We start from the raw sequence: 2,172 nt of genomic DNA, 5'->3' as shown, positions 1-2,172 counted from the left end.
TTATAAAGACATACGAAGTTTAAGTTAACAGCAAGAGGTTTTCAAGGCATAACAATGGCAACCTGGAAACAAAAACGGGCAAGAGCATATTAAAAGCTCTTACCCTGTTGCCATTGATCCGGTTATCCCTCGGCAGGTTGCTTCTCAGCAGAGCCTGCTTTTGTTTCACCGGATGAAAAAATATAGAAAATAGTAATGAAAAAGTCAAAATAAATTAAAGATTGAACGAATCATATTCCAAAGGAACAATATGTTTTGCAAGCTCAATAATGCGACACCATTTACCTTGAATAGTATTAATGCTCTCAAGTTCAGGTAAACAGACAGGCGTTTTATACTTGAGCGCGATATGACGTCTTAGGAAGTTATAATGCGTAACAAAAAGAGTTGTTAAAGAGACGGCGCCGTTAAAGTTATTAAAGCCATAGGCGTTTCGAATGTGAAATTTATAAGTTCTATTTAGCCGTTCAATGATTTGTTTATAATGACGGTACAAAGTAGATTCTTCATCCAGATTTTGAAGGCCGATAACTTTACGATGTTTTATCGGGTTGTTAGGGTCTCTTCGTTCGTTGATATAATGGATGCCAGCAGGATAAGCCGGATTTCCATCGGTAATATAGAGTATTTCTTGATCTGGTTTGCTGGTACGGCAAGCTTCCAGCATAGCGACGGTAGCGGGAAGGGTTCCTCTTGAATGATCGAGATGGTAAGCGGTAATTTTATGATTATTAGTTGAGATAAAAAAGAAGGCAAAGGCGTGTTTTCCGGTGATTCTGATATAGGTTTCATCGCCTGCGCTAATGTCATCAATATCACCTTTATACTTGAGATTAAAGAGATGACAATAAGGAGCGGCGGATTCGGCATAATTAAGAACGGTTTGATAAGAGATAGAGATATTAAAGACATCTTTTAGGATAAGAGCGGTTTTTCTGGCGGTAATGGCGAAGGAGACGTGAAAGGTGAGAGCAAGTCCCAGGACATTTGGAGAGTTATGAATTTTATCCAGGTCGACTTTGACGGGATCTGGTTTTGAGTGTTCAAGTTGTTCTTTGATAAAGTGATAATCACGATATTGATATCGCAGTTTAAATTGAGAGGATTTGGTTTTTCGTAGTTCTTTTTCTTGTGTGTTAAGTTTGTTCAAAGCGGATACATAGGCGGGACATCGATCATTATCGCATTTGTAAATGGTGACGAGTTTTTGTTCTTTCCATCGATAAAGAGCATATCCGCAATGAGGGCACCAATAATTGGTTTTAGGTTTACGGAATTTTTTGTCGATTTGAAAAAGAACGCCGCAGACCTTGCACAGGATTTGTTGTCGCCGTTTGCCATCGTTGAAATAAAGAAAATCGGACGGCGCATCGCAGTGTGGACAAGATATATTATTAGGGACTTTTTTGTTTGCATTTCTATGCTGAATAGGCATGAGAGGCCGACCGTGAGTCTGTTGATAAAGTTCAAGGCGTTTCCGCCAATCTAATGAAGGTTTTGAAGCTTTTTTCCGAGGCGATGCTTTAAGCGGCTTAAGCGGGTCTACGAAGAAGTCCCTGTAGTTTGGATGTTTTTTTTTAAGTCGTCTTTAGGTTTTACGTTTGGATTTTTATTGGCGAGAATTTCTTGTAGTTCCTCAATAATACGCAGTATTTGTTCGCGATCAAACTTTGAGCAAATCCAAATGACAAAGCGAGAAATTCGATCCATAAACAATCTCCTAAATAAAATTACTATTAAAATATAGGGGGAGGGAGATAAATATGCAAGTAAATTATTAACAATAAAAAAGTTAAGTTGTATTAATTATAAAAACTTTTGACAGTACGCTTATCTATAAAAGGAGACGAGTATGAAAAAAGGATTGGTGACTGAGCTTCGTGTTTATAAATTATAATAAACACGGAGTAGATAGGTTATAGGCTGAATCATTTACATAGAGCAAGACTCTGGAAAGGAGACTGGTCGCGCCTATAACCGAAGCACCCGCTGCTCGCCCTGGAAATTTTTTCCAGGGCGGACAATAATACGGGGCATCGGCCCCGCTCAATACTGATACAAATAATCTTTATTTATTTTGACATCATTTTGTTTCTTAACCATGTTATACGGTAACGGAGTTACCGCCTCAACTTCCGTCCCAAACCGGAGTTTGGGACAGAGGGAAATCCT

Annotated in this window: 2 protein-coding genes; both read right to left on the bottom strand. The window is 38.7% G+C overall.

All coding sequences use genetic code 11. The features are described from left to right. Nucleotides 1-214 precede the first annotated feature (214 nt). Complete coding sequence (locus tag JRI95_17085; protein MBW2063260.1) at nucleotides 215-1,435, bottom strand: DDE-type integrase/transposase/recombinase; 1,221 nt, start codon at nucleotides 1,433-1,435, stop codon at nucleotides 215-217. Nucleotides 1,436-1,542: 107 nt separating this feature from the next. Beyond that, on the bottom strand, nucleotides 1,543-1,710 hold the full coding sequence (locus JRI95_17080) for a hypothetical protein (GenBank protein MBW2063259.1): 168 nt from the start codon (nucleotides 1,708-1,710) through the stop codon (nucleotides 1,543-1,545). Nucleotides 1,711-2,172: the final 462 nt, after the last annotated feature.

The sequence above is a fragment of the Deltaproteobacteria bacterium genome (assembly GCA_019308995.1).
In the GTDB taxonomy this organism is placed as follows: domain Bacteria; phylum Desulfobacterota; class Desulfarculia; order Adiutricales; family JAFDHD01; genus JAFDHD01.
The sequence above is the reverse complement of the archived record's forward strand: the minus strand, read 5'-3'. Positions and strand labels throughout refer to the sequence as shown.